This window comes from Parafrankia soli (assembly GCF_001854695.1).
Lineage (GTDB): Bacteria > Actinomycetota > Actinomycetes > Frankiales > Frankiaceae > Parafrankia > Parafrankia soli.
In genome coordinates this window covers 275,038-297,240 of the sequence record NZ_MAXA01000213.1, presented here as the reverse complement: position 1 = coordinate 297,240, position 22,203 = coordinate 275,038, and the positions used below count along the sequence as shown (strand labels likewise).

The window sequence follows — 22,203 nt, the reverse complement described above, 5'->3', positions numbered from 1 at the left end:
CCGTCCCGTCATCGGTCGTCCCGTCATCGGTCGTCCCGCCGCCGGCCGCCCTGCCGCCGGCCGCCCTGCCGGCGTCAGTCCGGTCGGCGTCCGCGTGCGCGGGACCCACATTCGCGCAGGATCTTCAACGGGTTGTCAAAGGATGATCGGCCTTCCCTGCGGACGGCGGGATGTCGAGCGGGTTCACACCCCCGATCGTCCCGCGTGAGCCCAGCACGACAAAACGGGCGAACAGCTCCTCGGCGTACCAGCCCGCCGGGGGGGTCCGCCGCACCGCCGCGGCGTGCGCCGGCCCCTGGTAGGCGAACGCGCGCAGCGCCGTGACGTCCCGCCACAGGCTGAAGGTGCCCTGCAGGCCGATCGGCGCCTCGCCGATGCCCGCGGCGAACAGCAGCCCGCCGGCGCCGCGCAGCTCCGCCGCGACCGGCGGGACGGCCCGCCAGAACGCCACGGCCTGCCGCGGCGCGAGCCGGGCCCGGGTGACAGCCGCCACCGGCCCCCCGCCGTGTTCCCCGCCGTGTTTTCCACGGTGCTCGCCGTCGGGGCGGCGGTGGCTCGCCGGGCCACCGGGACGGCCCCCGAACGGCGCACGGCCCGACCACCGCCCCCGGGAGGCCACCGGGCGCAGCTCCACCCGCCAGCGCTCGTCCGCGATGCCGGCCCATGACCGGATTGTCCTGGAGCGCTCGAAGCCCCGGGCCGCCGAGGGTGTGTCCCACACCGCCAGCAGCGCCCACCGCAGCGGGTCGGCGTCGAGCGGGGTGAACCGGTGGCTCGAGCCGGTGCCCAGCAGCTTGCCGAACGTCAGCCCGGACGTCCGCCGCAGCGTGGGCCGGTCGAGCGCCATGCGCGCGGCGGCGTGCCCCGCCCGCCGGCGCGGGACGTGCCAGAAATCGACGGTGACGAGCACGTCACGGCACCGATCGGGGCGACGGCAGCGGGCCTGTCGGCCCAGGGCCCGCCGGGCCAGGAGCCGCCGGCCCGGAGGCGGGCGGCCCGGCGGCGGGCGGAGTGGGCGCGGGCGGCGGGGGGCGCATCGGCGCGAGCCGCAGCGGCGGGCCGTCCGGCGCGGGGGCCGTGGTCTGTGGGCCGTACTTCTTCGCGAAGGCGTCCGCGGCGCCGTCACGCCCCTCCCAGGCCGGCACGACCCGGCACCGGTGCAGCTCGGTGAGCGGGTGGCGGCCGGTGCCGCCGATCTCGGTGACGAGGCCGTCGGCGCCGCCGTCGTGGACGAGCCGGGTCAGCTCCTCGTCGGCCAGGTAGACCGTGTCGCCCAGCCGCGCGTACCTCGCCTGAATCGTGCGGGCGTCCCGGTCGGGGCCGTGGGTGCGCAGGATGCGCAGCGGGACCCGGAGATAGTCGTCGAGGCTGACACTGCGGTCGGGATGCCAGATCTTCTCGAAGTGCTGCTCGACGAACTGGACGAGGGTCGAGGAGATCGCCGCCTCGTGCTGGGTCGTGGCTGCCGACGAGTGCCCGAACGGGAAGGTCGAGATCAGGGCCCCGCTGTCCCACCGGTGGTAGGTCGTCAGTGGCTGGTCGCCATAGATCCGCACGGAGAGCCGGGGCCGCAGCGCGGGGACCAGCCGCGCCCGCACGGTGTCGAGCACGCGCAGGTTCGCCCTGATCACATTCGGGACGTCGATGCTGTGCAGCAGGTCCTCGGCCCGGCCGGCCGCGGGCGGGGAGTCGGGGTCCAGGAGCAGGATCTGCACCATCGCCCCCGCGTCGACCGCGGTGAGCAGAGCCTCGGCGAAGGCCTCGACGTGCGCCGGGGCCAGCAGGTCCGTCCACGTGTTGAGCAGGCGGACGCTGCGCCGGCTCGTGGCGACCCGTCCGATGAAGTAGGCCGGGTCGAAGTCGCCGAGCAGCCGGCCGCTGGCGAACTGGGTCGGCGCGGTGCTCGCCGGGCGGGTCAGCCGCGACTCGGCCGCGGCGAGCTCGGTGGAACCGTGCTGGCGCAGCAGGGTGACCGCCTGCTGCCAGGACCGGCGCGCGGCGAGATGATCGTCGAGGCGCGCCAGGATGTCGCCCCGCCGGACCAGGATCCGCGGCTCCCACAGGATGTCGGGCAGCGCGCTCAGCAGCGGCAGGCTCTCGTTGTAGTGGGCCAGGGCGCGTTCCGGCCGGTGCCGGTGCAGGTCGCCGAGCCGGCGCAGCGCGAGGGCTTCCAGCGACCGGCTGGTCAGCTCGCGCGCGATCGACAGGCTGATCGACAGGCAGGTGATGCCCTCGCCCAGCTCGTCGCGGTCGCCGTGCGCCATCGCCAGGCAGATCAGCGCCTCGGCCTCCGCGCGCCGCGCGCCGCCGCGGCGGGTCAGCGCCAGGCACTGCTCGAAGTGCTCCACCGCGCCCTCGGCGTCCCCGCGCCCGCGCGCGGCGTCGGCCAGCCCGTGCAGGGTGCGGGCCTCGCCGAGCGCGTCGTCGTACTCGACGAAGATCGAACGGGCACGTTCCAGGCGCTCGGTCGCGAGGTCGAGGTGGTCGGCGGCGCGGGCACCGAGGACGGCCGCCGGCTCCCCGTCGTTGTCGGCACCGGGCGCGTCCAGCCGCCAGAAGGCGTGCTCGAAGGCGAGGGTGATGTCGCGTTCGCCCAGGCCGCACAGCAGGACCGCCTCGGCCAGCCGGTTGCCGCGCCGCCGCGCCGCCGCGAGCGCGAGGGTGTGGATCCGCTCCCAGTCCGACCAGTGCGCGCCGAAGGCGCAGAACTCGGCGGCCTCGATCGCGAGCAGCCAGGTCGGCTCGTCGAGGCCGTGCCGGTGCGCCTGGTCGACGAGGGCCAGCAGGTTGACCCGCTCGCCGCCGAACCACAGCAGCGGCTGGGCGGTGAGCGCCGCGACCACGTCCGGGTCGACGGCGTGGCCCGGTCCACCGGAGCCGCCCGCGGCGGGGGTGTGGGCGGCGGGCTCGATGGTGCGCGCGGTGCCCGGCGCGAACTCGTCGACCGCGCCGCGCAGCACCGCCAGATAGGCGTACAGCAGCCGGTCGAGGGCCTGCGCGTGCTCGGGAGCCAGCCGCGGCACCTGGGCTGCCGGCGCCGCTCCGGTGTCCGTGCCTGTGGGGGCGGCGCGCGGGACGTCGGTGGTCGCCGTCCGGGTGAAGCCCGGGCCCGGGGGGACGGTGGGGTGGGCCGCGCCGGCGGACGCCTCGTTCTTCTCCCGGGCGAAGACCCGGAGCAGGTCATGGAACCGGTACCGCTCGGTGCCGGCCCGGTCGACACCGCGGCGTTCGAGCAGCTGGGCGTCGACGAGGCGGTCCACGACGTCCTCGGCCTCGTCCAGGCCGACGTCCAGGACGGCGGCGGCGGCCCACGGGGCGAAGTCGGCCAGCTCGGGCAGCGCCAGCAGGCGGAACGCCCGCTGCTCGTCGGCGGGGCGGCCCTCGTAGCTGAGCCCGAAGCTGGCGCGGACCTCGAGGTCGCCCGCCTCCAGCCAGGACAGCCTGTCCCGCTCGTTGGCCAGCCGGGAGGCCAGCCGCGTCAGCCGCCAGTGCGGGTGGGCGGCCAGCTTGCGCCCCGCGATCTGGATGGCGAGCGGCAGGTACCCGCACAGCCCCACGATGTCGCGTGCCGCCTCCGGCTCCGCGCTCACCCGCCGCTCGTCGACCACCCTGGAGAGCAGCTCCACGGCGTCGCCGGGGTGCAGGACGTCGACCATCCAGTAGGAGGGGGTCAGCCCGTGCATCCGCGAGCGGCTGGTGACGATGACCACGCTGCCGGGGCTGGTCGGGAGCAGCGGGCGGATCTGCGCCTCGTTCGCCGCGTTGTCCAGCAGGATCAGCACCCGGCGGTTGACCAGCAGCGACCGGTACACCTCGACCAGATGGTCGGGGTCGGAGGGAACCGCGGCCCGACTTACCCCCATCGCCTGGACGAAGCGGCCCAGCACGCGGTGCGGGTCGAGCGGTTCGCTGGTGCCGCGCAGGTCCACGTACAGGGCGTCGGCGAACTGGGCGCGGACGCGGTGGGCCACGTACACCGCGAGCGCGGTCTTCCCCGCCCCGGCCTTGCCGGCGATCGCGGCGACGACCGTCCCCTTCGCGCCCGCCACCGGGTCGGTGAGGGTGGCCAGGATCTGGTTCCGGATCGTGTCGCGGCCGGTGAACTCCTCGATGTCGGGCGGGAGCTGGTAGACGCCCTGCCCGGTGGGCGGCGCCGACACCGGCCGGCCCAGCGCACGTGGCGGCGTCCAGGCCAGGCCCGGATCGGCGCGCAGGACGTCCTCCTGGAGCCGTTGCAGCAGCGGGGATTCCAGACCGAGATCGTGGAGTGCCTCAAGGCCTTCCCGGCAGGCCCGGGCGGCGTCCTCGGTGCGTCCGTCGCGGTAGAACGCGAGAACAAGCTCCCGGCGCAGCCCGTCGTCGTGCGGATGTCTCGTGACGAGCATCCGCAGATCACCGATGACCTCGCGGTGTCGGCCCAGCGACAGATCGGCTGAGATTCGCGTCTTCTGGATGTCAAGGTGAAGCTCTGTCAGTTTTTCGACGTAGCCCGTTGCGAAGGGATAGTCGACGAGATCGACCAACGGTTGGCCGCGCCAGAGCGCCTGCGCCTCCTGCAACGGCGCGATGGCGCTGACCGGGTCGCCGTCCTCGATGGCGCGCCGGCCCTGCTCCAACAGCCGCCGGGCGCGTTCGGCGTCGATCTGCGCCGGCCCCACATCGAGCAGATAACCGGCTCCCCGGCGGATGAGCACCTGGGCTGAGCTGGGGCTCTCCAGCCGGCGGCGCAGCTCGCTGACGTGCGTCCGCAGGGTGGCGAGTGCCCTTTCCGGGGCTGGTTCGCTCCAGATCACCTCGATCAGGCGCTGGGTGGACAGCACCTGCCCGGCCTCGAGCAGCAGCGCCGCGAGCAGCACCTTTCGCTGGGTGCCGCCGAGCACGACGGGAACACCGCCCGCGGTGACCTCCAACGGCCCCAGGACGGCGAACTGGAGCCGGTCCGGATCGGGCATCTGGTCCTCTCGGGAGAATGCGGTCGCCGGTGTGGTGCGCCGGCGGTGTTCGTCCTTCTGATTCTGCCTTTCCCGCGGCGGGCCGTGGCGGACACCGGGACAACCGCGGAATCGTCGCGCGTGCGATTCGACRCTTTCAACTCCGGGTCAACGGCAGTCGTGATCGGGTGTGTACCGGTTGTTGATCGGTCCGGGGTGCACTCGTTGTCGAGAGCCATACCGGGCCGCCGCGCATTTCGGCGGGGGGTGTTCGGGGTCCCGCGGTGGCTGGAGGGAGGGTGTCGATCATGTCGATCTTCGAGTTCTCGGGCATCGGAGCGGTGACGGGTGCGTCCCGCGGCGGAGCGGACGAGGCACCGGATCACCGCCGCCGTGACGGCGGCGCGCGGCGGGCGGCCGCGGACCGGGCTGACGTGAGCCGGGTGGAGGCGGGCCGGGCGGGTGCCGAGGGGGCCGGCGCGGGCCGCCGCGGGGTGGCGCCCGGCCTTGCCGCGCGGCTCGACGGCCTGCTGCCGCTGGAGGTGGGCTACGACTTCGTGTCGGGCACCCGCAACCAGGTGTGGGTGCGCGGTGACCGGGCGGCCGTCCTCGAGAGGTGGCATCGGGACGGCGGGGTGGAGCTCATGGTCGCCGACCGCCCGTTCCGGCTGGAGTCGGACCTCGACGGCGTGGGGGTGCGGGTGGTCGATCCGGTGGCGCGGCTGCCGCTCGCCGCATTCCGGCCCCGGCCGCGGGGCGGCCTGGTCGACCTCGCGGACGGCTCCACGCTGCGCTGGCTGCGCCCGCGCCGCCGGGCCGCCGGGTACGTCTTCGAACGCGGATTCGTCGGCTGGCGGAACGCCAACATCGTCCGGTTCGCGCACGACGGGGTCGCGATCGTGCTGGTTGACCCGTCCGACCTGACGCGCCATCGCCCGCCGGTGGCCCGCCCGGACTTCGGCGCCGCGACGGTGGCCGACCCACGCCGGGGCTGGGTGCCCGAGGTCACGGTGCTCGTGCTGCTCGGCTGGTTCCTCCTGCTGCTGGAGGACGACCCGGTGCCTCCGGCGCCCGCCTACCCCGATCTCGACCCGTCCGCGTGGCGCGCCACGCCGGCGGGTTGACGGCCGGCCGGCCCGGGATTATCTTCGAACATGCGTTCGATGTCGGGGTGGCCCGGCATCACGTGATCTGGCATCACGCGGTTCGGCATCACGCGGTTCGGCATCGGAGAGGTGATCCCAGTGGGTGCGGTTCGGCGAAGCACTGTCAGTGGGTTCGGAGTGGCCGGCGACCAGAGCGCGGTGGGCCGCCAGGGCACGGTGAGCCGTCACGACGGTCCCGGTCCGCGCGGGCCGGTCCCCGGGCAGCTTCCGGGCCGGACGATGCTCCCCGCCTCGGGGCTCCCGCGGCGCTCCCGGGACGAGCTCCTCACCTCGGCCCGGCGCGGGCTGGCCGAGGCGGCCTTCACCCGCCCGGCGGCTGAGCGTTACGCGTTGGCGCATCTCGCCGCCCTGCGGGCCGCGGCCGCCGTTCTCGCCGCCCGCGCGCAGCCCCGCCCGGGTCGTCGGGGCCGCCCGGTGAGCGCGTGGCGGCTGCTCGCGCTGGTGGCCCCCGAGCTCGAGGAGTGGTCGGCGTTCTTCGCCGCGGGTGCCGGGCGGCGGGCCGCGGCCGAGGCCGGGCTCGCCGTCGTGACGACCAGGGACGCCGACGACCTCGTCCGCCAGGTGGAGATCTTCCTCGGGCTCGTCGAGGCGGCGCTCGGCGTGCCCTCCCAGCCCTCGTTGGCGCAGGCCGCGTCCCCGTGGGGTTGAAAACTGTTGCCAGTTGAGTGCCAGTTAGCGCTGAGTGGCGCTGTGTGGTGGTGGTGTGAATCTCAAAGAGTGGGCGGCTGTGAACGGGGTCGGGTCGGCACTCGACGGCCCTCGGCGGGAGTTCCTCGCTCTGCTGCGTGACCCGGCGGTGACGACGATCGTCGTCGAGCGTCGTGACGGGTTCGCCTGGTTCGGCGCCGGCTCTGTCGAGGCGGCGCTTGCCGCGTCAGGTCGCGGACTCGTCGTCGTCGACCCGGCCGACCAGGTCGACGATCTTGTCTGGGACATGACGGAGATCCTGACGTCGATGTGTGCCCGGCTCTATGGCCACCAGACCGCCGCGGACCGGGCCGCCCGCGCGGTGGCCGCAGTGCCGTGGACGCTGCCCGCGCTGCGCCTCGCCTGGAACGAGGCCAAGAGCACCGTCGCCCCGTGGTGGTCGGCGTGCTCGAAGGAGGCGTACTCGTCCGGCCTCGACCAGCTCGCCCGCGGGTTGAAGAACTTCACTGATTCCCGCACGGGGAAGCGGAAGGGGAAGCGGGTCGGTTTCCCCCGGTTCAAGAAGCGTGGCAGGGCCCGCGACTCGTTCCGGTACACGACCGGCGCCTACGGCCCGGCCAGCAACCTACAGGTGAAGCTGCCCCGCCTGGGCCGGGTCAAGGTCCACGAGGCGATGGGTGCGCTCACCGGCCGGTTGGCGGCCGGGTCCGCCCGGCTGCTCGGTGCGACCGTGTCGCGCACGGCGGGCCGCTGGTTCGTGGCGTTCACCGTCGAGATCGATCGTGAGATCCCCCAGAACCCGTCGGCCCGCCAACGTGCGGGCGGCGCGGTCGGTGTCGACGCGGGAGTGAAGCACCTCGCTGTCCTGTCGACCGGTGAGCAGGTCGATAACCCCAGGCCACTMACCCGCTCGCTGCGCAGGCTGCGCACTGCGTCCCGGGCCTATGCCCGCTCGAAGCCGGGCAGTGCCGGCCGCCGCCAGCGCGCTGCCGCACTGGGCCACCTGCACGCCCACATTGCCCACCAGCGGCGCGATGGGCTGCACAAGCTCACCACCCGGCTCACGAAGAACCACGACGTGATCGTGGTCGAGGATCTGCATGTCGCCGGGATGGTCCGTAACCGCCGGCTCGCCCGCGCGGTCTCGGACACCGGGATGGCCGAGATCCGGCGCCAACTCACCTACAAGACCGTCTGGTACGGATCGCGGCTCGTCGTCGCGGACCGATGGTATCCGTCGAGTAAGACCTGTTCCGGCTGTGGCTGGCGAAACCCAAGCCTCACCCCGGCCGACCGCACGTTCGCCTGCCAGTCCTGCGGGCTGGTGATCGACCGCGACCTGAACGCCGCGATCAACCTGCGCAACCTCGTCGCCGCCAGTACGTCGGAGACGGAAAACGCCCGTGGAGCCGACCGTAGGACCCAGCCTGCTGGGCGGGTGGCTGTGAAACGGGAACCCGGCACCGCGCGAGCGGGTCAGACCGGGGGTGCCTCACCGAGAGGCGAGGCGGCATGACCGGGCGCTACCAGGCGCTCACATGCAACGGCGGTGGCACTGATCGTGCGCGGCCGGCTGGAGAGCGCGGAAGGCGTGGTGAACATGATCGTCGAGAGCCTGCTGCCGCTGCCGCTGCCGCTGCCGCTGCCGCTGGCGCTGGCGGTGGGCGGGCGCTCCAGGGACTTCCGATGACGCCCCACTGATGACGGCCCACTCTTGCGTCGAGACCCACGTTCGGTCACCATCGGTTACAGCTTGGGGTTTGATGATTACTGAGGGTGGTGGTTTTCGGTGGTGGTCGCTGGTGTGGACGAGCGGCGCGCCGGCCGGGCGGTGCCGAGGCCGCCCTTGGCGCGTTGGCGGCCTGTGGTGGGGCGGCCTGTGGTGGGGCGGCGGCCGGCGGCGGGGCCGTCCGGGCGGGCGCGGCCGATGGAGAGAGGACGGAACACCTGGCTGGTACGGGTCGCCGGGCTCTCGGTGGGCAGCCTCGCCGTCGGCCTGGTCATCGGGTTCCTGCTGCCGCGCTGACGGCCCGCGGTGAAGCCCCCGCCGGAGCCCGCCCCACTGGAGTCCGGCGGGCCAGGGCCGTCCGACAGTCGGATCCTGCACGTCGACATGGACGCCTTCTACGCCTCGGTCGCGGTGCGGGACGCCCCCGAGCTGCGTGGCCGTCCAGTGATTGTCGGCGGGGGGAACCGGGGTGTGGTGCTCTCCGCGACCTACGAGGCTCGGGCCTTCGGGGTGCGCAGCGCCATGCCGATGGCGCGGGCCCGCGGGCTGTGCCCCACAGCGGTGGTCGTCCCCGCCGATCACGGCCGCTACCGCGAGGTCTCCCGCGCGATCATGGACGTCTTCCGGGACGTGACGCCGCTGGTCGCGCCGATCTCCCTGGACGAGGCGTTCCTCGACGTGGGCGGCGGGCGGCGGCTGTTCGGCACCCCGGTCGACATCGCGCGGGCCATCCGCGGCCGGATCGCGACCGAACAGGGCCTGACCTGCTCGGTGGGGGTGGCGCCGTCGATGTTCGTCGCGAAGATCGCCTCAGCCCGGTGCAAGCCGGACGGCCTGCTGGTGGTGCCCCCCGACGAGGTCCTCGCCTTCCTGCACCCGCTGCCGACCGCGGCGCTGTGGGGGGTCGGGCCGCGGACGGAGCAGGCGCTGACCCGGTTGGGGATACGCACGATCGGCGACATCGCGCGCACGCCCGCCGACACGCTGCGGCGCGCCCTCGGAGCGGGCGCGGGCGGCCACCTGCACGCGCTCGCGCACGGGCGGGACGGCCGCCGCGTCGAGCCCGACGGCGTCGACGTGTCCGTCGGCGCCGAGGAGACCTTCTCCGCCGACCTGGCCGACCCCGAGCGGCTCGCCCGGGAGCTGCTCCGCCTCAGCGGGCGCGTCGCGGCCCGCCTGCGGGCCCGGGGCCAGGCCGCCCGCAAAATCTCGATCAAGGTCCGGCATGCCGACTTCAGCACCGTCACGCGGGCTCGTACCCTCGCCGAGCCGACCGACGTCACCTGGGTGATCTACCGCACCGCGGGCGAGCTGTTCGACGAGCTCAGGGCCACATCCCGCCCGCTGGTGCGCCTGCTCGGGGTGCGGGCGGCCCGGCTGTCCGCCGCCGGGCGGACGAGCCACCAACTGGCGTTCGACGAGCGGCCGTCAGGCTGGGCCGAGGTCGACCGGGCCACCGACGGCGCCCGCCGGCGGTTCGGGGAGGAGTCCGTCCGGCCCGCGTCGCTGCTGCCCGACCGCCCGCGGCGCCCGGCTCCTCCCCGTGAGTGGGGGCCCGGCCGAGTGTGAATCCGGTGTCCTGGAAGGCTCGAACGCCCCTGGAACGGCCGCGGCCACGATCACCGAACGGCATGATCGTACGATGAGCATGGCATGAACCCCGCTGGCCCGGGCAGGAGCCCAGTACGCCGAATAGCTCTGGTCGGAGTGGGTTCGAACCGGCTTGGACACAGCATGACCTGTTGCCTACCGCCTCGGCCCCGCACATGCCTATTCTTGGGTGTCAGGTTCCGTCCGGCGGGCCTGAAGGTCGTGGGAGGAGCGTCGATGCCGCTCTCGGAGAACGAGCAGCGCCTACTGGAGCAGATCGAGCGCGCTCTCGTCGAGGACGATCCCAAGTTCGCGAGCACGGTCCGGTCGACGAACCCCAGGACCTACCTCCTGCGGCGCGTGCGGCGCAGCGGGGTCCTGTTCGCGCTCGGTCTCGTCGTCCTGGTCGTGGGTGTGGTCCTCAACCAGGTACCCCTCACCGTGATCCTGGGGATCCTGGGGTTCCTGATGATGCTCTTCGCGGCACTGCGGGGGGCGGCCGACCTGCGTCGGATCAGCGGCCGGGGCAATGACGTCGGTCGTCGCCCGCACGGGTCGAAATCCAGGCCCGGTTCCGGCGGCCGGTCGCGCCCGGCGCGGCAGTCGTTCATGGAACGGGTGGAGGAGCGGTGGCGCCGCCGCTGGGAGGACCGTCCCTGATCGGGACCGCTCCCGGAGCCCGGCCAGGCTGAGCCCGGCGGTGAGCCGATCTCAGCCTGGTGGCTCACACGGGTTCTCGCTCGAGCCCGGTCTCGCTCGAGCCCGGTCTCGGCCGGGCTCGGGCTGGCGCGATCTCAGGCGGGCGGCTGCGGCGGGTGTGTCCGCCCGCCGGCGGAGGCACCGACCCCGGCCTCTTGGTCGTCGTCGGCGCCGTTGTCCGGCGGGTCACCGGCCCGGTGCCGGATGCGCCCGAGAACATCGCGCACCGGGATCTCCCGCGCCCGCTGCATCATCGACGGCGGGGCCACCGTCGCCATCGCGCGGCGGCCCCGGGGCGCGACCGACCACAGCACCCGGCGGGCCAGAGCCAGGTCGGCCAGGACGTCCACGCCCGGATCGGGCGCGGCCATCCTGGCGGGGGCGTAACGGGCCCGCTCCTGGGCCATTGCCATCCGGATCAGGGCCTGCCGGGCGGCGTCGACCTCCGCCGACCCGGCTTCGGGGCCGGCCTCGAGGTAGGCGATGAGCCGCTGCGCGCCCGAGCGCGGTGAGTCGCTCGTCCGCAGGTGGATGCCGAGGTCGGCGGCCACGTCGACCAACTCGGCCCAGGCCGCGTGCACGCGCGCGACTGCCTCGGCGTCCTGGCGGTCGGGGCCACCCGAGCCCATCCGGCGGCGCCGCAGCGCCACCCTGGACAGGGCCGGGATGCTGAGCAGGACCAGGATCCCGAGACCCAGCCCGACCCAGGGCAGCCAGGAGGGGGGGAAGGCGTCCTTGTGGGTGCCCGCGGCCTTGTCGTCGGCCTCGGCGGTCAGCTCCTCGGCCGCCCCGCCCTGGTCGTCGGGGACGGGCACCGCGCTCGGCGTCGGCTCGACGGCGACATCCCCGTTCCCCTGGGGGACTTCGGCCGGGTCCGGGCCGGTGGTCGGCTCGGTCGTCGACGGGGCGTAGTCCGGGGCCGGGGTCGCGCCGTCCGAGCGGCGGGTCGGCTCGAACGGGAGCCAGCCCAGGGTCGGGAACCAGACCTCGGGCCAGGCGTGTGCCTGCTTGTTGGTGATCACCCAGGTGCCGTCGGCAGCGCGGGTGCCGTGCGTGAAACCGATGGCCACCCGGGCGGGCAGCCCCAGCATCCGCACCAGGACGGTCATTGCGGACGCGAACTGTTCGCAGTACCCGCGCCGGCTCTCGAAGAGGAACTCGCTGAGCGCGCCGTCCTGGACGGTGGGTGCGCCGTTGAGGTCGTAGGTGAACTCCGAGCCGCGCAGGAAGTTCTGGATGGCGAGGACCCGGGCGTAGCCGGTGCTCGCGCCGGTGGTGATCTGGGCGAGCAGTGTCCGCAGCCGTGGGTCGACGTCCGGCGGCAGCTGAGTGACGACGTTCATCGACTCGGGCACCGGGCCGGTGGCGGCGGCGATCTGCTGCGCGGTGGGGTCGGGGACCGCCGCGCTGACGGTGTAGCGCAGCCCGGCGGTGGAGGTGCGGGTGGAGAAGACGGTGCCCGTCGGTTCGGCGAGGCGCCAGTCGCCGGCGAGCCCGCCGAAGTCGGTGGGAATGCCCGGCACGGGCAGGTAACGCTCGGCCATCTCGCCGGAGACCGCCACCGACGCGGTGGTCGAGATCGTGCGGACGCCCCGTTCCGGTCCGGGCAGGCCCTCGCTCACCCGGGCTTCTTTCGTCGCGTTCAGGGCCCGCAGGGTGAAGCGCTGGCCGTCGAAGTTCTCCAAAGCGGTGAGTCGCAGATACTGCGGATTGTCCGTGGTGACGCGCAGGAGCGGGATCTCGCGGTCGTCATGGAGCTGCTGGGAGAGCGAGACGATCGGCTGCACGACGCTCGCCGAGCTCGGGCCGTCGCCCGAGCGCCTGCCGCCGCCGTTGTCGATCACTCCGTGCCCGTCCAGGGAGGGCACCAGCAGTGGCACCGCCGCCGCGATCACCAGCGACCCGACGGCCACCCGGGCACCGAGTGATCCCAGTCCGTTGCGGATGACCCGGGGGGGCCGGTCACCGACCGGGTGGCCCCACCGGGTCACCATCCGGTTGCCGTCCAGCAGCATCAGCGCGACGAAGCCGACCGAGGCGAGGACGAAGGGAAGCGTGCCGACCCCGGCCGGCAGGACGGCGGCCGGCACGACGAACAGGCCGAGCAGCGGCAGGCCGGCCAGCGGGGGCCGGTCCACGACCACCACGATCAGGTCGACCGCCATGACGACCAGGTACACGGCGACGAAGACCAGGACCACCAGGCCGGGCCGTTCCGGCACCGGCACCGCGAGCTCGCCGATGTCGTGCTTGCCGGCCAGCGCCAGCTCGCGCAGCGCCGTCACGGTGGACGGCGTCGGGATCACGCCAAGCAGGGCGGTGTCCCGTGCGCTCACCCTGGTGAGGGTGGTGAGCAGGCCGATCAGGCTGAGGCAGATGCCGGTGGACGCCGGCAGCCGGAACAGGGCGCCGAGCAGCCGGCCCAGCACCGCGGTGCTCACGGCGACCGCCGTCGCGATCAGGACGGGGCCGAACCACCAGCCGAACCCGTCGAACAGCGGGGCCAGCGCGGCGCTGGCGAGTAGACAGGCCATCCCGCCCAGCGCGGCGGAGAACGGCCGTGGGGTCACCATCCGCGACCATTCGGTGGGGGGCCGCCTCCCGTGGTGGCGGGGGTCGCGGGCTCGTGGGGGGAGCCGGGCCGGTACAGCGGGCCGGTCGCGGTCGCGGGCGGGGGTGGTGTCGGGTCGGCGGGGGCCCGGTCCGCCCCACCCTCGGCGGGCGCCGCGCCGCGGCGGGCGTCCCGACCATGCGAGCCGCCGCCCGAGCTGCCGTTGGGCGAGCTGCCGTTGGGCGAGCTGTAGTGGGGGGAGTCGCTGTGGAGCGAGCCGCCGTTCGGCGCCGCGCCGGCCCGGCGGGCGGAGGCGTCGTGGTCCGCGCGGGGGGCGGACCCCGCGTGGGCGGCCGGACCGGTGCCCGACACGGACCCGTACGACACCCGCGCCATGCCGCCGACGGCGTTCCCGACGGCGAACCGGCGCCCGGCCGACGCGCCCGGACGGAAGATCTGCGGCCAGGTGTCGGCGAGGCGGGCCCCGGCACCCGCGACCAGGACGGTCCAGCCGTGCCTGGTCAGGGTGTGCCGGGTGACCTCCAGGTCGCCCCCGGCCGCCGGGGAGGCGCCCCAGCCGGCGAGATCCACCAGCACCGCGATGGCCGGGGCGTTGCGCGGCCGGGCACCCGCGATCATCGAGGCCGTCGCCTGGTCGGTGCGTCCGAGCACGACGACGACCATGCCGGAGTGCTCAGCCGAGCGCAGACTGGCCAGCGCCGGGCTGAGGGTGGCCGACGGGGTCGGCGCGATGACCGCCAGCTCGTCGAGCAGCGCGCCGACGGCGTTGCCGGGACCGGTCGCCGCGACACCGGTGTCGGCGATCAGCCGGACGCCGTAGCCGCTGCGGGCGAGGTTGACCGCGATCGAGCCGGCCGCGCCGACCGCCCAGGAGAAGGGGTCGTCCCGGTCCATCTCGGGCCAGGCCGTGTGCCGGGTGTCGAGCAGCACGGTGGCGGCGCCGGTCAGCGGCTGCTCGTCGCGGCGCACCATCAGCTCACCCAGCCGGGCCGTGGTCTTCCAGTGCACCTTGCGCAGATCGTCGCCGGAGCGGTACGGCCGTGTGGTGGAATCGTCCTCACCCGCCCGTGCCGACGAGCGGCGTACCTCGTTGTTCAGCGAGGACGAACCGACCAGCGGCGTCAGCGGCAGGCGCTCCAGGGCGGGCGCGACGATCAGCTCGTCCCGCCCCCGGAAGCTGCGCTCCAGCTCGCACAGGCCGAACGGGTCGGTCAGCCGGATCGTGAGCGGGCCGACCTGGTACCGGCCGCGGACCCCGGCGCGCAGCGGGTAGGAGAGGTCACGGGAGCCGCCCGGCTCGATCTGGTCCACCACGAAGCGCGCGCGGAGGCCGAGGTTGGGGGTCGTGTCCTCGACGAGCAGCACCGAGGACGGCAGCCGGGAGACGTTGTCCAGCCGGATCCGTACCGAGACGGTGTCGCCCGCGGTGACCCGCGGCGGCTCCAACCGGCGGGTGCAGGCCAGCCGGTAGCGGGTCCGCGCGACGAACCCGGCCGCGAACAGCGGCAGCGCGACAAGCAGGGCACCGACCGCGAGGAGGTCCTGCTCGCCGATGACCGCTGCCGAGGCCACGCACGCCCCGCCCGCGGCGAGGAACGAGCGGCCGCGGACCGTCAGCCCGCGTACCGCAGCGAGGAAGTCGCGCACGTGTCTCTAACGGCCACGTCGCGAGGGACGTGCCGGGTCCTGCCGGGCGATCGGGATCCGGGCGATCAGGTCGGTCACGATCCGGGCCGCGATGTCGTTCGTCGGCTCACCCGACAGCATGATCTCAGGATGCAGCAGCAGGCGGTGCGCCAGCACCGGGCCGGCGACCGCCTGGACGTCGTCCGGGAGCACATAGCCGCGCCGGCTGACCGCGGCGTGCGCCCGGGCCGTACGGATCAGGTGCAGCGTGGCCCGCGGGGACGCGCCCAGCGTGATCTCCGGGTGCCGCCGGGTGGCCCCGACCAGGTCGACGATGTACTGGCGGACCTCGCCGGAGACGTGCACCGAGCGCACCGCGTTCGCCAGCTTGGCGACCTCGGCCGCGGTGGTGACCGGGACGACGTTGGTCAGCGGGTCGCTCTGGCCGTGGTTGTCGAGCATCGCCAGCTCGGCGCCGGGCGAGGGATAGCCCATCGAGACCCGGGCGGTGAAGCGGTCGCGCTGGGCCTCGGGGAGCGCCCGGGTGCCGTCCATCTCGATCGGGTTCTGGGTGGCGACGACCATGAACGGGGCCTCGAGGCGGTAGGTGACACCGTCCACGGTCACCTGCTGCTCCTCCATGCATTCCAGGAGGGCCGACTGGGCCTTGGGCTCGGCCCGGTTGATCTCGTCGCCGACCACGATGTTCGCGAACACCGGGCCCGGCCGGAACTCGAAGTCGCGGGTGCCCTGGTTGTAGACGCTGACGCCGGTCACGTCGCTGGGGAGCAGGTCCGGAGTGAACTGGATCCGCCGCACCCGTGCGTCGATCGAGCGGGCGAGGGCCTTGGCGAGCATGGTCTTGCCGACGCCCGGCACGTCCTCGATGAGGAGGTGCCCCTCGGCGAACAGGACCACCAGAGCCGTGCGGACCACATCCGACTTGCCGTCGATGACGGTCTCCACCGAGCGGCCGATCCGGTCGGCGACCTCGGACAGATGATCGATCTCGCCCGCCGGGTCGCGCCAGCGCAGTACTCCCGGCTCCGTCACCACGGTGCGGGCCTCCTTCGGATCGCGTGTCCCGGTCGTCGCCCCCGGTGCGGGGATGTCGTGCGCGGGGGCACCGTCGCCGCCCTGGACGCCGCCCCCGGAAGCAACCCCGGAACAGCCCGGACATCATCCTGACGCGGAGCACTCCCCCACGAGTGTGACATCCATAAGGGGGGGTCCGGGAGGACTGGTCGGTGATGGCCGCCGTTGCGGTTGTGGCCGTGGGCTGCGGCCCGGTCGTCCGTACCCGGGCGAGGGGTCATTTGTTCCCTTTTTCGCCGCCTGACTGTCGTGTATCAACCTGGTTTGCGGCGATTTATACCAGCCTCCCTACGGAGCGCTTACCGCCCCCGAGCCCGGAGTGGGAGCGGTGGGGTGGAGCGGGGTGTCTTGGGGGTGTCGGGTGGGGGGGAGTGGGGTAGAGTGGCGCGCAGTGGGGGTGGGGAGCTCGCGGGTAGCCGCCGGCTGGTGAACCAGTCGTCGTCTGATGGTCACGGCGCGTCTCTCCGGGCCTGGCGGGGAGGCTCCGGTGTTTCTCGGCAGCCACACGCCGCGGCTGGACGACAAGGGGCGGCTGACTCTGCCTGCGAAGTTCCGCGAAGAGCTGGAGGGGGGGCTAGTGATCACGAAGGGGCAGGAACGTTGTCTCTACGTGTTCCCCTTGGCGGAGTTCACCCGCATCAGTGAGTCCCTCCGTACCGCTCCGGTCACCGCGAAGGCGCTTCGCGACTACAGCCGCGTCTTCTTCTCGTCGGCCTCCGACGACGTCCCCGACCGCCAGGGGCGGATCACCATTCCGCCGCCGCTGCGGGCGTACGCGGGGCTGGTCCGCGAGTGCGTGGTCAACGGCGCCAACACCCGGGTCGAGATCTGGGACTCCCAGCGTTGGGACACCTACCTCGCCGACCAGGAGGAGACCTTCGCCGAGCTGTCGGAGGAGGTCCTGCCCGGAGTCATCTGAGTCGTCGAAGGCGTCGCGTCACCATCCGGTCGTCTGTCGAGGTCTCCCCCCGCTCCCACCGGACACCACTTCCCCGGCGTCCGGCGGATCGAGCGGGGCGGGACCTGGGTGTACGACTCTTCCGGCCGTTCCCTTCCCGATGGCCGCCGGGGACGGCGTACCYGCCAACGCACCGGCGTGCCCGCCCGCATATCCGAAACACCAGATCCGACGAGCGGCCGAGGGGTTGGCAGTGGACGTCACGCACACGCCGGTGCTGACCGAGCGCGTGATCAAGCTGCTTGACCCCGCGCTGCGCCGTCCCGGCGCGGTCGTCGTCGACGCCACTGTCGGGCTGGGCGGTCACTCGCACGCGCTGCTCGAGGCCTTCCCGCAGGTCCACCTCATCGGTCTCGACCGGGACACCACCGCCCTCGAGCACAGCCGGCGCCGCCTCACCGGCCTGGGTGACCGCGTCGGCCTGAGTGACCGCGTCGACCTCGAGCACGCCGTCTACGACCAGCTGCCGGACGTCCTCGAGCGGCTCGGTGTGCCGTCGGTGGACGGTGTCCTGTTCGATCTCGGCGTCTCGTCCATGCAGCTCGACCTCGACGAGCGCGGCTTCGCCTACTCCCGGGACGCCCCGCTGGACATGCGGATGGACCAGGAGCGCGGCCCCACCGCGGCCGACGTCCTCAACAACTACGACGTCGACGCGCTGACCCGGGTGCTGCGGGAGTACGGCGAGGAGCGGTTCGCGCGCCGCATCGCCCGGGCGGTGGTGACCCAGCGCCAGGCCGCGCCGTTCACCACCTCCGCGCGGCTGGTGGACCTGGTCCGCGACTCCATCCCCGCGGCGGCGCGCCGCACCGGAGGTAACCCGGCCAAGCGCACCTTCCAGGCGCTGCGCATCGAGGTGAACTCCGAGCTCGAGGTGCTCGAGCGCGCGGTGCCCGCCGCCTTCGACGCGTTGGCCGTGGCGGGCCGCCTGGTCGTCCTCTCCTATCACTCCCTGGAGGACCGGCTGGTGAAGCGGGTGCTGATGCCGCGCTCGGTGCCTTCCGTCCCGCCGGACATGCCGGTCATCCCGGATGACGCCCGGCCGACGCTGCGGTGGCTGACCCGCGGCGCGGAGCCGGCTTCCGACACGGAGATCGAACAGAACGCGCGCGCCGGGTCTGTCCGGCTGCGCGCGGCGGAACGCACGGCGGCCGAACCGGGCCGCGCGCACAACCCGACCGGAGGTGTCCGATGACCGCTCCCGCGAACCCGCTGCCCCGCGGTCGCGCCCGTCCGGGTCATCACACGTCCGGCTCCGAGTACCACGCGACAGACCACGACGTGGCCGCCTACCCGGGCGCCGCGCACGACGCCGCGCACGACGGCACCGCGTACGCCTATGACGTGGCCGCGTTCGAGAGCACCGGCTACGACGACACGCCCTACGAGAACGCGCCCTACGACAGCGCTCCCTACGCGGACGCGCCCCACGAGGACGCGCCGTACGGCGCGTCCGGCTACGGCGACCCCGTTTATGACGACTCCGCATACGGCGGCGTCAATTACGGCGATACGGCCCCCGGCGAGCCGGCGGCCGGCGACCACACGCTCGGCGAGCCTGTGGCCGGCGAGCCCGCGTTCGGCGATTCCACGGCCGGTGACCTCGCGGATGCCGGGTCGCCCGTCGGGGAGCCCGCGTACGCCGACGAAGCCGGACGCCGCGCCGACCCGTCTGACGAGGTGGCCGTGCCCGGCCGTGCCCGTCGCCGGCCGGTCGCCGCCGGCGTGGGCGCGGTAGGCGCCGGAGCGCCCGCCCGCTCGTCCAGCGCGGCCCGTTCGTCCAGCGCCGCGCGTACGACCGCCACGCGCACGACCGGCGCGCGCACGACCGCGGGGCACACCGTCCCGTCCCGGCCCGGCGGCGCGCGCTCGGGCACGGGACGGACAGCCACCGGACGATCGGGAACGGGCCGGTCCGGTGCGGGACGTCGGCCGTCCGCGATGGCGGTCGGCGCGACCACGGTTCCCCTGCTCGACTCACCGCTGCGGCGGGGAGCGCGGCCGGGGCTGTCGGTGCTGCGGGTGCCCGCGCGGTCCACGGCGCCGCGCGGGCCGTTCGTGGTGCTGCTGCTCGTGCTGATGGGGGCGGGGCTGCTGTCGCTGCTCCTGCTCAACACGGCGCTGATGGAGAATTCCTTCCACGCCGACGAGCTCGAGCGGCAGTCCACCGAGCTGACCCGGCAGGAGCAGCAGCTGTCGCTCAAGCTCGACGAGCAGTCCGACCCGGGGCAGCTCGCCGCCCGCGCGAACCAGCTCGGGATGGTGCCCGGCGGCGTTCCCGAGTACCTGCCGGCCAACGCGCCGCTGCCGCCCAGGGCGCGCGTCCTGACCCGGGACGCGGGCAGCGGCATGCTGCTCGTCGTGGTCCCGGGCCCGTCGGCGGCTCCGGCCGGCGCCGGCGCGGCGACGGACTCCGCGGCCACCCAGTCCGGCGCCTCGGCTCAGTCGGGCGCCTCCGGCGCGGGTGGCACGTCCACCCAGCCCGCGGCTGGCGGCGAGGCGGCGGCTGGCGGCGAGGCGGCCGCGTCCGCCGCCGATCCGCAGGCCCGTACCGGTACCGACGGAGAGGCGGGAGCCGGTCAGTGAGCCAGACGACCCGCGGTCCGTCCTCCGGCCGCGGTCGGAACCGACTCCGTCTCGTCACGAACCCGCAGCCGGGGAGCCCGGACGCGCGGTCCGCGCGCCACGACGGTGACGACCTGCTCGATCCGTCCGTGCGCCGGTTCTCCGGCCGTGACCCGGACGGTGGCCGCGGCCGGGTGACCCCACCCCCCCGCGGCGGCGACCGACGTGGTGACGACCGGCGCGGCTACGACGCTGCCCGGCCTCGAGACGACCGGCGCCAGGACGCCCGCCGCCGCGACGACCGCGACGACCGCGACGACCGCGACGACCGCGACGAGCTTGACGAACAGACCTGGGACGACGACGCCGCTGAAGCCACGGAACGGGCGGCGCGCCGTCCCCGGCCCCGCCCCGCCGCGGCCGGACGGGAGCGCCGGGCGGCGACGGCCCGGGCGGGTCGGTCGTCCCCACGGGTGTCTCCGCTGCGCAGCGCGGCCGCCGGCTCGGCGACGCCACGTGAGCAGCTCCGCCGGGACCAGGCCGCCCGCGCCACATCCGCCCGTACGACCTCCGCCCGCGGAGCGGCCGGCCGGCGTAACCCGACCCGGGGGGCGGCCAGCCGGACGACGTCCGGGCGGGTCCCCCCCGTCCGGCGCCCGCATCCCTCGAGCGGTGGGGCGGGCCGCAACCGGGCCACCTCGATCCGCCGCGGCCTCGGGGGCACGCCGCCGCGGCCGCCGCGGCCGTTCGTCCTCGCCAGCCCCCGCCGCCGGGTCCGGGTGTCGGTGGTACTGATGATCGCCGTCCTGGTCGTGATCGCCGGCCGGCTCGCGCAGCTGCAGGGCTTCGCCTCGTCCAACTACGCGGAGCAGGCCGAGCAGCAGCGGCTGCGCAAGTCCGTCCTGCCCGCCGACCGTGGCATGATCACCGACCGGCACGGCGACGCGCTGGCGCAGGACGTCGAGCGCCGGGCCGTGTACGCGGACCCGTGGCTGATGAACGAGGCCCAGGTCGTCGACGCGGCGCGCAAGCTGGCCCCGCTGCTCGGCGAGTCCGAGAACACGCTGCGCAAGAGCATGACGTCCAACGATCCCCAGGTGCGGTTCGTGTACCTGGGCCGTCGCCTCGACCGGGCGGTCGGGGACGAGGTGGACAAGCTGGGCCTGCGCGGCATCGGCGTCCTCCCCGAGCGGGGGCGCTGGTACCCGTCGCTGACCCTGGGCGCCAACTTCGTCGGCTTCACCAAGCTCGGCGAGAACGACGCGATCGTGGGCGCCGGCGGCCTGGAGCTGGCCTACGACAGCGTGCTGCGCGGGACGGACGGGCGCCGCCAGATCGAGGCCGACCCGTCCGGGCGGGAGATCCCCTCGGCGCAGAGCGTGGAGAAGGACCCGGTCAGCGGCTCCACACTGCGCCTCACCATCGACAACTACATCCAGTGGGACGCCCAGAGCGCGATCGCCGAGGCGGTGCGGACCTCGGAGGCGGACGGCGGCACGATCGTCGTGATGAACCCGAAGACGGGTGACCTGCTCGCGATGGCCGACGCGCCCCAGTTCGACCCGAACAACATCACCTCCCGGGACATCGACGCGATCGGAAACCGCTCGACCGGCCAGGCCTTCGAGCCCGGCAGCGTCAACAAGGTCATCACCATGGCCGCGGCACTGGACCGGAACCTGATCGAGACGACGACCCCGATCACCGTGCCGCCGTCCATCGAGCGGGGCGGGGTGACGATCACGGACTCGGAGCCGCACGGCACCGAGCACCTCACCGCGGCCGGCGTGCTCGCCCGGTCCAGCAACATCGGGACGGTGCTCGTCGCCGAGCGGGTCGGCAACGACAACCTCGAGCAGATGATGCGCGCGTTCGGGCTCGGCAAGGCGACCGAGGTCGACTTCCCCGGTGAGGCCGCCGGCATCCTGCCGCCGGCCGCGGACTGGTCGGGCAGTCAGGCCGCGACCATCGCCTACGGCCAGGGCACCTCGGCCACGGCCCTGCAGATGGCGTCGGTCTACGCGACCGTGGCGAACGGCGGCATGCGGGTCGCCCCGCGGCTGGTGGACGCGATCACCGGCCCGGACGGGGTCACACGGCCCACCCCGCGGGCGCCCGAGCGCCGGGTGGTCTCCCCGGAGACCGCCTCCACGCTCACCCGCATGCTCGAGGCCGTCGCGACGACACAGGGCACCGCCCCCGCCGCCGAGGTCGCCGGGTACCGGGTCGCCGGCAAGACGGGCACGGCGAAGCGGTACGACCCGGTCAACGGCGGCTACGACGGCTACGTCTCGACGTTCATCGGCTTCGCCCCGGCCGACGACCCCCAGGTCGTCGTGGAGGTCGTGCTCGACCACCCGCGCAAGGGCTTCTACGGCGGCGAGGTCGCCGCGCCGGTGTTCAAACGGGTGATGAGCTTCGCCCTCACCACGCTGGGCGTGCCGCCGCCGGGGACCAGGCCCGAACCGCTGGTGCTCGACCTCGACCGCTGAGAACGGGCGAGAGCACCGAGGACGAGCAGGAGCACCGCGGACGGGGAAGGCACCGCGGACCGGGGAGAGCGTCGTGGACGGGCGAGCGCGGGACGTCGCGCGCCCGTCCACGACGGGGGCCGGGGGCCGGGA

The 22,203-nt window shown here is 74.2% G+C and carries 15 protein-coding genes and 1 pseudogene; 11 read left to right on the top strand and 5 right to left on the bottom strand.

Features of this window, described 5'->3' with window-relative positions:
* Nucleotides 1-124: 124 nt before the first annotated feature.
* Nucleotides 125-910, bottom strand: coding sequence for a spheroidene monooxygenase (locus BBK14_RS17600; protein WP_071063833.1), 786 nt, complete (start codon nucleotides 908-910; stop codon nucleotides 125-127).
* A 1-nt stretch (nucleotide 911) separates the two neighbouring features.
* On the bottom strand, nucleotides 912-4,952 hold the full coding sequence (locus tag BBK14_RS17595; protein ID WP_071063831.1) for a BTAD domain-containing putative transcriptional regulator: 4,041 nt from the start codon (nucleotides 4,950-4,952) through the stop codon (nucleotides 912-914).
* Nucleotides 4,953-5,239: 287 nt separating this feature from the next.
* On the opposite strand from BBK14_RS17595, the gene BBK14_RS17590 reads away from it, so the two are divergent.
* From BBK14_RS17590 to BBK14_RS17570, 7 genes and pseudogenes are all read left to right on the top strand, one after another.
* The gene (locus BBK14_RS17590; protein ID WP_071063920.1) at nucleotides 5,240-6,055 is read left to right on the top strand and encodes a hypothetical protein; all 816 of its coding nucleotides are present in this window, start codon (nucleotides 5,240-5,242) and stop codon (nucleotides 6,053-6,055) included.
* A 159-nt stretch (nucleotides 6,056-6,214) separates the two neighbouring features.
* Nucleotides 6,215-6,745 carry an SAV_6107 family HEPN domain-containing protein gene (locus BBK14_RS17585; RefSeq protein ID WP_241831618.1) on the top strand — a complete coding sequence of 177 codons (531 nt, stop codon included), beginning with the start codon at nucleotides 6,215-6,217 and terminating at the stop codon, nucleotides 6,743-6,745.
* A 79-nt stretch (nucleotides 6,746-6,824) separates the two neighbouring features.
* A pseudogene (locus tag BBK14_RS37120) lies at nucleotides 6,825-7,115 on the top strand (IS607 family transposase); the annotation flags it as partial.
* Entirely contained in the window at nucleotides 7,107-8,261 is a 1,155-nt protein-coding gene (tnpB, locus tag BBK14_RS17580) for an IS607 family element RNA-guided endonuclease TnpB (protein WP_420849171.1), read from the top strand. The pseudogene BBK14_RS37120 and the gene tnpB, both read left to right, overlap by 9 nt.
* A 33-nt stretch (nucleotides 8,262-8,294) precedes the next feature.
* Nucleotides 8,295-8,435, top strand: a complete 141-nt coding sequence (locus tag BBK14_RS38400) for a hypothetical protein (protein WP_157904291.1) — start codon at nucleotides 8,295-8,297, stop codon at nucleotides 8,433-8,435.
* 345 nt (nucleotides 8,436-8,780) lie between these two features.
* Nucleotides 8,781-10,043, top strand: coding sequence for a DNA polymerase IV (gene dinB / locus BBK14_RS17575; protein WP_071063829.1), 1,263 nt, complete (start codon nucleotides 8,781-8,783; stop codon nucleotides 10,041-10,043).
* A gap of 258 nt (nucleotides 10,044-10,301) precedes the next feature.
* Nucleotides 10,302-10,724: a DUF3040 domain-containing protein gene (locus BBK14_RS17570; RefSeq protein WP_020462585.1), complete on the top strand. Its 423-nt coding sequence runs from the start codon at nucleotides 10,302-10,304 to the stop codon at nucleotides 10,722-10,724.
* A 134-nt stretch (nucleotides 10,725-10,858) separates the two neighbouring features.
* On the opposite strand, the gene BBK14_RS17565 is transcribed toward BBK14_RS17570, so the two are convergent.
* The 3 genes from BBK14_RS17565 to BBK14_RS17555 are packed head-to-tail and all read right to left on the bottom strand — an operon-like array spanning nucleotide 10,859 to nucleotide 16,017.
* Complete coding sequence (locus BBK14_RS17565) at nucleotides 10,859-13,336, bottom strand: transglutaminase TgpA family protein (RefSeq protein WP_071063827.1); 2,478 nt, start codon at nucleotides 13,334-13,336, stop codon at nucleotides 10,859-10,861.
* Nucleotides 13,330-14,982: a DUF58 domain-containing protein gene (locus tag BBK14_RS17560; RefSeq protein ID WP_071063825.1), complete on the bottom strand. Its 1,653-nt coding sequence runs from the start codon at nucleotides 14,980-14,982 to the stop codon at nucleotides 13,330-13,332. Before BBK14_RS17560 ends, BBK14_RS17565 begins: the two co-directional genes overlap by 7 nt.
* A gap of 6 nt (nucleotides 14,983-14,988) precedes the next feature.
* Nucleotides 14,989-16,017: an AAA family ATPase gene (locus tag BBK14_RS17555; protein ID WP_020462582.1), complete on the bottom strand. Its 1,029-nt coding sequence runs from the start codon at nucleotides 16,015-16,017 to the stop codon at nucleotides 14,989-14,991.
* Between the two features lie 526 nt (nucleotides 16,018-16,543).
* Between BBK14_RS17555 and mraZ the strand changes: the two genes are divergently transcribed.
* The 4 genes from mraZ (at nucleotide 16,544) to BBK14_RS17535 (ending at nucleotide 22,071) form a co-directional block, all read left to right on the top strand.
* Nucleotides 16,544-16,975, top strand: coding sequence for a division/cell wall cluster transcriptional repressor MraZ (mraZ, locus tag BBK14_RS17550; RefSeq protein ID WP_026239192.1), 432 nt, complete (start codon nucleotides 16,544-16,546; stop codon nucleotides 16,973-16,975).
* A 232-nt stretch (nucleotides 16,976-17,207) separates the two neighbouring features.
* Nucleotides 17,208-18,209, top strand: coding sequence for a 16S rRNA (cytosine(1402)-N(4))-methyltransferase RsmH (rsmH, locus tag BBK14_RS17545; protein ID WP_071063823.1), 1,002 nt, complete (start codon nucleotides 17,208-17,210; stop codon nucleotides 18,207-18,209).
* Complete coding sequence (ftsL, locus tag BBK14_RS17540; protein WP_071063821.1) at nucleotides 18,206-19,600, top strand: cell division protein FtsL; 1,395 nt, start codon at nucleotides 18,206-18,208, stop codon at nucleotides 19,598-19,600. The genes rsmH and ftsL overlap by 4 nt, the downstream gene beginning before the upstream one ends.
* Nucleotides 19,597-22,071, top strand: a complete 2,475-nt coding sequence (locus BBK14_RS17535; protein WP_071063819.1) for a peptidoglycan D,D-transpeptidase FtsI family protein — start codon at nucleotides 19,597-19,599, stop codon at nucleotides 22,069-22,071. Before ftsL ends, BBK14_RS17535 begins: the two co-directional genes overlap by 4 nt.
* Nucleotides 22,072-22,203 lie beyond the last annotated feature (132 nt).

Bases quoted from the DNA above. Each gene is read 5' to 3' on its own strand.
- BBK14_RS17595 (WP_071063831.1), bottom strand. From the start codon at position 4,952: ATGCCCGATCCGGACCGGCTCCAGTTCGCCGTCCTGGGGCCGTTGGAG.
- BBK14_RS17590 (WP_071063920.1), top strand. From the start codon at position 5,240: ATGTCGATCTTCGAGTTCTCGGGCATCGGAGCGGTGACGGGTGCGTCC.
- BBK14_RS17570 (WP_020462585.1), top strand. From the start codon at position 10,302: ATGCCGCTCTCGGAGAACGAGCAGCGCCTACTGGAGCAGATCGAGCGC.
- BBK14_RS17565 (WP_071063827.1), bottom strand. From the start codon at position 13,336: ATGGTGACCCCACGGCCGTTCTCCGCCGCGCTGGGCGGGATGGCCTGT.
- ftsL (WP_071063821.1), top strand. From the start codon at position 18,206: ATGACCGCTCCCGCGAACCCGCTGCCCCGCGGTCGCGCCCGTCCGGGT.